This window comes from Mesorhizobium sp. M7A.F.Ca.US.008.03.1.1 (assembly GCF_003997495.1).
GTDB lineage: Bacteria > Pseudomonadota > Alphaproteobacteria > Rhizobiales > Rhizobiaceae > Mesorhizobium.
Map to the genome: position 1 here is coordinate 1 of NZ_RZRU01000048.1, position 9,302 is coordinate 9,302.

Here is a 9,302-nt window from a genome sequence, read left to right on the forward strand (position 1 = left end):
GATCCGTGCCGCCCGCGCCAACATCCGCCAGCATCTGAAATACACCACTTGGCTGGCCGGCACCCGCCATTGGCTGGCTGGCTCAAGGGTCACCTATGCCGATCTCGCGGCCGCGGCAACGCTGTCGGTGCTCGATTATCTCGGCGAGATCGACTGGCGCGAGCACAGCGCTGCACGCGAATGGTACACACGGGTCAAGTCGCGGCCCTCTTTCCGGCCGCTTTTGACCGACCGGGTGCGCGGCCTGTCGCCGGTGTCGCATTATGCGGACCTCGACTTCTGACGCCGCAAAACTGCGCGCGCTGATCGATGCGGAGGCGCAGCGCGCCGGCTTCGATGCCGTCGCCGTCACCGCCCCCGATGCGATCCCGCTGGCGCCGGCGCGATTAGCCGAGTTCGTTGCCGATGGCTTTCACGGCTCGATGGGCTGGATCGCCGAGACGCTTCAACGCCGTGCCGAACCGACGGCACTGTGGCCGCAAGTGCGCTCGATCATCGTGCTGGCGATGAATTATGGCCCCGATCATGATCCGCTTGGCGTGCTGGCCAAGCGCGACCGCGGCGCGATCTCGGTCTATGCGCAGAACCGCGACTATCACGATGTGATGAAGGGACGGCTGAAAGAGATCGCCGGCAAGATCGTGGCGCGTGCCGGCGGTGATGTGAAGGTGTTCGTCGACACCGCACCTGTCATGGAAAAGCCGTTGGCCGAGGCCGCCGGGCTCGGCTGGCAAGGCAAGCACACCAATCTGGTCAGCCGCGAGCACGGCTCCTGGCTGTTCCTCGGCACCATCTTCACCACAGCCGAACTCGTGCCCGACCGCGCCGAGATCGACCATTGCGGCTCTTGCCGCGCCTGCCTCGACGCGTGCCCGACCGATGCTTTTCCGGCGCCCTACCGGCTCGATGCGCGGCGCTGCATTTCCTATCTCACCATCGAGAACAAAGGGCCAATCCCGCACGAATTCCGCGGAAAGATCGGCAACCGCATTTATGGCTGCGACGACTGTTTAGCCGCCTGCCCGTGGAACAAGTTCGCCAGGGCGGCTTCGGAAGCAAAACTAGCCGCGCGCGATGATTTGCGCGAGCCGCCGCTCGCCGACCTTTTGGGTCTCGATGACCCGGCCTTCCGCGCTTTCTTTTCGGGTTCGCCGATAAAACGCATCGGCCGCGATCGCTTTGTCCGCAACGTGCTGATCGCCGCCGGCAATTCCGGCGATGCCTCGCTGTCTGGCGCGGTGTGCGCCTTGCTGGACGACACCTCGCCGCTGGTGCGGGGCGCGGCAATATGGGCGCTGGCGCGGCTTGTGCCCGACGCCGAATATTCCGAACGGGCCGCTGCCGGCCTGAAAACCGAGAGCGACGAAGCCGTGCGCGACGAATGGCGTCTGGCGCGGCCAACCAGGGCGAATGCATGAGCGAAAAACAGGTCTTCATCTTCGGCGCCGGCTATTCCGGCAAGGCCTTTGCCCGAGCTAACAAAGGCGCCGCGACGATCTTCGGCACAACACGCTCGCCGGAAAAATTCGAGACGCTACGGCAGGCCGGCATCGCGCCGCTCCTGTTCGACGGCGCGATGACCGGCGAAATCGGTGATGCATTGGGAAAAACAACGCATCTGCTGATCTCCGTTGCGCCGGAAGAGGCCGGCGATCCCGTTCTGAATGCCGCGCGAGAGGCAATCGCTCAAATGCCTTTGCTGGAATGGATCGGCTATCTCTCTACGGTCGGGGTTTACGGCAATTATGACGGCGCCTGGGTCGATGAAACGGCTGAATGCCGGCCGGTATCGAAGCGCTCGGTGATGCGGGTGGCCGCCGAACGAGACTGGCTGGAACTGGGCCGCGAGATCGGCCGACCTGCGGCGATCCTGCGGCTTTCCGGGATTTACGGCCCGGGCCGCAACGCCTTGGTCAATCTGGAAAACGGCAGCGCAAGGCGGCTGGTCAAGCCCGACCAGGTGTTCAACCGCATCCATTGCGAGGACATTGCAGGCGCCCTGTGGCAGCTCATCAATGGCGATACCGGCGGCACCTTCAACGTCACCGACGATCTGCCGGCGCCGCCGCAGGACGTCGTCGCCTATGCCGCTTCATTGAGGGGTATCGAACCGCCGCCCGAAATTCCCTTCGACGCCGCCCAACTTTCGCCCATGGCGCGGTCCTTCTATGGCGAGAACAAGCGTGTCGCCAACGCGGCGATCAAGGCGGCGGGCTATTCCCTGCGCTTTCCGGACTACCGTGCCGCCTTCGACCATATGTGGGCGAGCGGCGACTGGCGCGACGGCGAGGCGCGCAGCCCGATGAAGCGCTAAAAGCAACCGCTCTATCGATCGAAGCGTTGCGCGTTGCATGCTATGATTCGGCCTTGGATTGCGGTGGGGAACCGGTTTCATGAAAACAGCGATACGGCCATTTCTCGGAAAAAAATTCCGGCTGGCGGCCGCTCTCGGCCTGTTCGTCCTTGCCGGTCTAGTCGTACAGCCGGCCGCGGCCGAAGAACGGGCAAAGGACCTGTTCGGCGCCAAGAAACTGCCGGCCGCGACTGCGGCGCAATCGATCGGCTTCTATTCCAAGGGCTGTTTTGCCGGCGGCGTCGCCATTCCCATGGACGGTCCGACCTGGGAGGTGATGCGGCCTTCGCGCAACCGTCGCTGGGGCCATCCGGCGATGATCGCGGTGATTGAGAAACTGTCGCGCGACGCGGCAGCCGATGGCTGGCCGGGCTTGCTGATCGGCGACATTTCGCAGCCGCGCGGCGGCCCGATGATGACCGGGCATGCTTCGCACCAGATCGGGCTCGACGCCGACATCTGGCTGACGCCGATGCCCAGCCGCCCGCTCTCGATGGCGCAGCGCGAATCGATGAGCGCCACCTTGATGGTCGACGAGAAGACCCATCTGGTGAAGGACGCGCTGTGGACGCCGGCGCACACAAGGCTTCTGAAGCGGGCGGCGAGCTACAGCCAGGTCGAGCGCATCCTGGTCAATCCGGGCATCAAGAAGAAGCTCTGCGATACCGTCAGGGGCGACCGCGGCTGGCTGCGCAAGATCAGGCCGTTCTGGGGCCACGACTATCATTTCCACATGCGCATCGGCTGCCAGCCGGGATCGCCCGGCTGCAAGGCGCAGGAAGCGACGCCGGACGATGACGGTTGCGGCAAGCCGCTGACCTGGTGGTTTACCGAGGAGCCGTGGCGTCCCAACAAGAACCCGGATGCACCGAAGGCCCGCGACCTGATGACGATGGCGAACCTGCCGAGCGAATGCCGCGCCGTGCTCAACGCGCCGGGGCCGGCCTCCGCCGAGGCCGCGACCTACCGTGGCGGCGGCGTGCCGGTTGCGGTGGCAGCGCCCGAACCCGAAGCGCCGTCGCTGCCCGCCACGGCAGCTAGTGGCACGGCCGGATTGCCAAGCGCGGTGAACGCCTTCACAACGACCCCCGAGATCGGCGTGCCGCTGCCGCGGCCACGGCCTCCGGGGAACTGACGGCCGCTGCGCCCATCGGCGGACTCAATCGGTTTAGCGTGCCGTTTTTGTGAATAGTGGCCATTTGGCCCCAGAAGCTGTGTCTGCGCGCCGCCCGGGTCGAAAACCGTTTCCCTTTTCAAACCCATGCGCTAGTCAACGGAAGAACGGCTAAATGCCGCCGGGGGCGCCGGAGACGGACGAGAGCATGCCAAGCACAGGCGACGACGATACTTTGTTGCGGTTTCCGATCCTGATCGGCGACATCGGCGGCACCAACGCGCGCTTTTCGATCGTGCTCGACGCCAATTCCGAGGCAGGCGAGCCGACCATCGTCCAGACGGCGAACTACAACACCATCGACGAGGCGATCCAGGCGGCCGTGCTCGACCGCTCGTCGGTGCGTCCCAATTCGGCGGTGCTGGCGGTGGCCGGTCCGGTCGACGGCGACGAGATCGAGCTGACCAACTGCCCCTGGATCGTCAAGCCGAGAAAAATGTTCGCCAGCCTCGGCCTGAGCGACGTCGTGGTGCTCAACGATTTCGAGGCGCAGGCGCTGGCCGTCGTCGCCCTCGGCGAGGAGCACATGGAAAAGATCGGCGGCGGCACGCCGGAGCCCAATGCCGGGCGCGTCGTGCTCGGCCCCGGAACCGGGCTCGGCGTCGCCGGGCTGGTCCATGCGCTACACCACTGGATACCGGTGCCGGGCGAGGGCGGCCATATGGACATAGGTCCGCGCACGCCGCGCGATTTCGAGGTTTTCCCGCATATCGAGAAGCTGGAGGGCCGCATCTCCGGCGAGCAGATCCTGTGCGGACGCGGTCTGGTCAATGTCTATCGGGCGGTTGCCAAGGCAGACGGCAAGCCATCACCTTTCACCACGCCGGCCGAGATCACTGCCGCGGCACTTGCAAAAACCGATCCGGTTGCCGAGGAAGCGCTGGAGACCTTCGTCACCTGCCTTGGGCGCACCGCCGGGGATCTCGCTCTGGTGTTCATGAGTCGCGGCGGCGTGTTTCTCACCGGCGGCATCGCGCAGAAGATCGTGCCGGCGCTGAAAGCCGGCAATTTCCGCACTGCTTTCGAGGATAAGGCGCCGCACAGCGCGATGATGCGCACCATGCCGGTGTACGTCATCACCCACCCGCTGGCCGCCCTTCTGGGCCTTGCCGCCTATGCCAGGAACCCCTCGCTGTTCGGTGTCCAGACCGAGGGCCGGCGCTGGCGCGACGAAGTTAGTCACCCCTAGGGCATGATGCCGAAAAGTGTGAAGCGGTTTCAGGACGACATCATGCTCTATGTCTTTAATTTAGAGGCGGATTCAGATTTCAGCTCGATTCGACCTGAAATCATCCGGCTCTAGGCATAGGCAAGCCGGCTGCTTGGCGTTAAGAGGGGTGCCGAATTGCCCGGCCGCGGGAAGCGGAAATCTACGAAGCGTTCCGATTTGACATTTCAGCCCCCCAATTTGTCGAAACCCCGTGCGGGAGAGATCGTGGCGGTCATCCGCCGCATCCTCCAGGAAAATGGCCGCGATTATCGGGGCGCGTATATTTTCACCATCCTCTGCCTGCTGACCGTGTCGGCGACGACGGCGCTCGCCGCCTGGATCATGAGTCCGGTCGTCAACCAGATCTTCTACGAACGGCGCGGCGACCTGATCCCATGGATCTGCGCCGCACTGCTCGGTGCCTTTATCCTGCGCGGCCTTGCCGGCTACGGCCAGGCGGTGACGATGGCCAGGATCGGCAACAATTTGGTGGCGCGCTATCAGCAGCGCATCTTCAACCACCTGATGAAGCTTGGCGTCTCCTTCTTCAACGACACGAGGTCCGGGCGGTTGGCCGCGCAGGTCAACGAGAACGTCAACGGCATTCGCGATCTTTTGTCGATGACGGTGACCTCGACCGCACGTGATGCCGTCTCGCTGGTCGGCCTGGTCGGCGTGATGATCTACCAGGATCCGATACTCTCCTTGAGTTCGCTGCTGATCGGGCCGCCGCTGATCTGGACCGTCACCTATCTGATGCGCCGGGTGCGCCGCATCACGCGCGAATCGGTGCAGATCAACTCGCGGCTGATCGGCGCCATGCAGGAAGCCACGCAAGGCATCGCCATCGTCAAGGCCTTCACCATGGAGGACGAGCTGTCGCGCCGGATCAGCCAGCTCGCCGAGGATGCCGAACAGCGGTCGAACAAGATCGCCCGCGTCTCCGAGCGGCTGACGCCGGTTTCCGAACTGCTGGCCGGCATCGCCTTCGCCAGCGTCATCGCTTATTCCGGCTACCGGGCCACCGTTCTCGGCCAGCCGCCGGGCGCGGTGTTTTCCTTCATCACGGCTCTGACGCTCGCCTATGATCCGGCACGCCGGCTGGCGCGCATGCAGGTCGGCATGGAACGCGCGCTGGTCAATGCGCGCATGATCTACGAGCTTCTCGACATCGAGCCGCAGCAGAGCGACGCGCAGGGCGCCGCCGAGGCGAAATTCACCTCCGGCGAAGTGCGCTTCAACAATGTGTCCTTCCGCTATGTCGAGGAAGCGCCGGTGCTGCAGGATCTGAGCTTCGTCGCCGCCGCCGGCAAGGTGACGGCCATCGTCGGCGCTTCTGGCGCCGGCAAGACGACGCTGGTGGCGCTGCTGCAGCGCTTCTACGACGTCGAGGCGGGCACGATCGAGATCGATGGCCAGGACATCTCGAAGGTCACCAAACAGTCGCTGCGCGGCTCCATCGCCTATGTCTCGCAGCAGCCCTATCTGTTCGAAGGCACCATCCGCGACAACATCCGCTACGGCCGGCTGAGCGCCACCGACGCCGAGATCGAACAGGCTGCAAGGCAGGCCGCGGCCGACGATTTCATCCGCCAGCAGCCGCAGGGTTACGACACGCCGGTCGGCGAGAACGGTGTGACACTGTCGGGCGGCCAGCGCCAGCGCGTATCGATCGCACGCGCCATCGTGCGGCAGGCGCCGATCCTGTTGCTCGACGAAGCGACATCGGCGCTCGACAACGAGGCCGAGGCCCGCGTCCAGCAGGCACTGACAAAGGTCATGGAAGGCCGCACCACCATCGTCATCGCGCACCGGCTGTCGACGGTGGTCAATGCCGACCATATCATCGTCATGGAACAGGGCCGGCTGGTTGAGGAGGGCACGCACGCCTCGCTGATGGCCGATCCGCACAGCGTCTATGCCCGCTTCCACCGGATACAAGGCATCAAGGGGCTGGGGCTTGTTGATGACAGCGCGCCGATCCGGACTTCGGCGCAACGCCTGTCACAAAGCGTCGACACGCAGAGCATCGCCGGGAGCACGACATGAGCGCCACGCCAGCAACCGACAGACCGGCAAGTGATATGGGCCTGGTGGTGGTGGGCGCTGCCGGCCGCATGGGCCAGACGCTGATCCGCGCCATCCACACCATCCCTGGCGCGCGGGTCATCGGCGCGGTCGAGCGGGCGGATTCGCCCCATCTGGGCAAGGATGCCGGCGAACTCGCCGGCATTGGCCGCATCGATGTGGCGATCAGCGGCGATCCCCTGCCGGTCTTCGCCAAAGCCGATGGCGTGCTCGACTTCACCACGCCTGCTTCGACGGTCGAATTTGCCGGCTACGCGGCGCAGGCGCGCATCGTCCATGTCATCGGCACCACCGGCTGCACGGCCGAAGACAACGAGAAAATCGCGGCGGCGGCGCGTCACGCGACGATCGTCAAGTCGGGCAATATGAGCCTCGGCGTCAACCTTTTGGCGGTGCTGGTCGAACAGGCGGCGCGCGCGCTCGACGCCGAGGATTTCGACATCGAGATCCTCGAAATGCACCACAAGCACAAGGTCGACGCGCCATCGGGCACAGCTTTGCTGCTGGGCGAAGCCGCCGCCGCCGGGCGCGGTATCGAGCTTACAGGCAATGACGTACGCGTCCGCGACGGCCAAACCGGCGTGCGCAAGACGGGCTCGATCGGCTTTGCCACGCTGCGCGGCGGCTCTGTCGTCGGCGACCACAGCGTGCTGCTGGCCGGCACCGGCGAGCGCATCACCCTGTCGCACCACGCCGAGGACCGTGCCATCTTCGCCCGCGGCGCCGTCAAGGCGGCGCTTTGGGCGCGCGGCAAGAAGCCGGGACTGTATTCGATGCGGGACGTGCTCGGCCTAAGCTGAGCGGCCAAACTGCCAACTTTGAATGGAGCAAACATGTCGAGAACCCTCGTGCTCGTGCGCCACGGCCAGAGCGAATGGAATTTGAAGAACCTGTTCACCGGCTGGCGTGACGTCGACCTGACCGAGCAGGGCCACGCCGAGGCCAAGGCCGCCGGCCAGAAGCTCAAGGCGCGCGGCCTGAAATTCGACATCGCCTTCACCTCGGCGCTGATCCGGGCGCAAAAAACCTGCCAGCACATTCTCGACGCGGTCGGCCAGAGCGACCTGAAGACCATCCGCGACCAGGCGCTCAACGAGCGCGACTACGGCGACCTCTCCGGCCTCAACAAGGACGATGCCCGCAAGAAGTGGGGCGAGGAGCAGGTGCATGTCTGGCGCCGCTCCTACGACGTGCCGCCGCCCGCCGGCGAAAGCCTGAAGGACACCGGCGCCCGCGTCTGGCCATACTACCTGCACGACCTGCAGCCGCACGTGCTGCGCGGCGGCACCGTGCTGGTCGCCGCGCACGGCAACTCGCTGCGCGCGCTGATCATGGCGCTGGACGGCAAGTCTGGCGAGGAGATCGTCAAGCTGGAACTCGGCACTGGCGTGCCGGTCATCTACACGCTTAACGCCGATTCCACCGTCGCGTCCAAGGAAGTGCTGGCGGACTGAGGGTCTCTTGAGCCGGCAACCGAGCAACGCATCAAAAAAGCGCGTTGACACACATCGCTTGCCCGCTTACATGAGCCCGCACCAGCCCAGATGGCGGAATTGGTAGACGCGCACGGTTCAGGTCCGTGTTCCGCAAGGAGTGGAGGTTCGAGTCCTCTTCTGGGCACCATCTATCCCGACTACCAACGGGATCAACCCGATAAGCCTAGTCTATCTGTTACGCTCGCATGCCTTTGAGAGGTGCGCGGGGCGCATTTTGGTGCCGAGCAATCCCAAGACCATAGGCCATCCTCATGAGCCCAGCTCAGAGGCTATCGTCGAACTATTATCCGCATAAAATCATAGCAACTGTGAATCCGGTGGACCATAAGGATATTCCTGTTTTGTTCCGGACGCATCGCGCGTAAAATTCAGCGATATCGATTCTTTGGAAGGTTCGCCCGTATGAAGAAACGACACGCGGAATGGCTAAAACTGACGGCTGGCAACATGCCTGCGCCTCCATCTCCGACAACCAGGATGCGAATTTTGGACTTACCCGGATTCGAGGCGATAGAGCGGAAGCTTTTGCTCTACACGTCCGCACGCAGTGAACTGTCGCCCGCAATGGAGTTGGAGGTCGACGATCTTTCGGAAAAGACTTTCGGGATTATCCGAAACGACACGTTGTTCTCATTTCCCAGTCACTACGATGACTTGCATGAAGCTTCGTCGGAGCGCTGGAGGATTGACGATGAAGTCTGCAACCATAAAGAAAAATACGAAACAGGGGAGGCTACTGACGACGAGGCCGTAATTATCTTAGCCGGACTCGGCCTCGACTTTGACGACAATCGGGGACTTCCGCTTCGCTGCACCAAACTCTTTTGTCGCCAAGCCGAGGCGGCCGCGAAAGGGCTCATCAGGCAACCTCACGATTGCGTTGAATCAGTTTAAGAGCTGATTGGGCGTTGGTCCCGCGCCACCGTGACGACCGCCTGTGGTGCTCGCCCTTCGAGGGCCCGCATGAGACCTGCGGCGTTG

9 protein-coding genes and 1 tRNA gene are annotated in these 9,302 nt (G+C 64.0%); all 10 read left to right on the top strand.

Going from position 1 to position 9,302, the window contains the following annotated elements; translation table 11 throughout:
- The coding region (locus EOA16_RS32305) for a glutathione S-transferase family protein (RefSeq protein WP_164754458.1) at positions 1-283 on the top strand (283 nt) is incomplete at its 5' end.
- Positions 264-1,418 carry a tRNA epoxyqueuosine(34) reductase QueG gene (queG, locus tag EOA16_RS32310; RefSeq protein ID WP_127261733.1) on the top strand — a complete coding sequence of 385 codons (1,155 nt, stop codon included), beginning with the start codon at positions 264-266 and terminating at the stop codon, positions 1,416-1,418. The genes EOA16_RS32305 and queG, both read left to right, overlap by 20 nt.
- Positions 1,415-2,314 (top strand): SDR family oxidoreductase, encoded by a 900-nt coding sequence (locus EOA16_RS32315; RefSeq protein WP_127261734.1) that lies wholly within the window; start codon positions 1,415-1,417, stop codon positions 2,312-2,314. The genes queG and EOA16_RS32315 overlap by 4 nt, the downstream gene beginning before the upstream one ends.
- 79 nt (positions 2,315-2,393) lie before the next feature.
- Positions 2,394-3,488: a penicillin-insensitive murein endopeptidase gene (gene mepA, locus EOA16_RS32320; protein WP_127261735.1), complete on the top strand. Its 1,095-nt coding sequence runs from the start codon at positions 2,394-2,396 to the stop codon at positions 3,486-3,488.
- Positions 3,489-3,675: 187 nt separating this feature from the next.
- The gene (locus EOA16_RS32325) at positions 3,676-4,716 is read left to right on the top strand and encodes a glucokinase (protein ID WP_127261736.1); all 1,041 of its coding nucleotides are present in this window, start codon (positions 3,676-3,678) and stop codon (positions 4,714-4,716) included.
- Between the two features lie 198 nt (positions 4,717-4,914).
- The gene (locus EOA16_RS32330; RefSeq protein ID WP_127261737.1) at positions 4,915-6,786 is read left to right on the top strand and encodes an ABC transporter ATP-binding protein; all 1,872 of its coding nucleotides are present in this window, start codon (positions 4,915-4,917) and stop codon (positions 6,784-6,786) included.
- Positions 6,783-7,625, top strand: a complete 843-nt coding sequence (gene dapB, locus EOA16_RS32335) for a 4-hydroxy-tetrahydrodipicolinate reductase (RefSeq protein ID WP_127261738.1) — start codon at positions 6,783-6,785, stop codon at positions 7,623-7,625. The genes EOA16_RS32330 and dapB overlap by 4 nt, the downstream gene beginning before the upstream one ends.
- Before the next feature lie 33 nt (positions 7,626-7,658).
- Complete coding sequence (locus EOA16_RS32340) at positions 7,659-8,279, top strand: 2,3-bisphosphoglycerate-dependent phosphoglycerate mutase (RefSeq protein WP_127261739.1); 621 nt, start codon at positions 7,659-7,661, stop codon at positions 8,277-8,279.
- 84 nt (positions 8,280-8,363) lie between these two features.
- Positions 8,364-8,448, top strand: a tRNA-Leu gene (locus tag EOA16_RS32345).
- A 275-nt stretch (positions 8,449-8,723) separates the two neighbouring features.
- Positions 8,724-9,215 (top strand): hypothetical protein, encoded by a 492-nt coding sequence (locus EOA16_RS32350; protein ID WP_127261740.1) that lies wholly within the window; start codon positions 8,724-8,726, stop codon positions 9,213-9,215.
- The last annotated feature ends 87 nt before the right edge of the window (positions 9,216-9,302 follow it).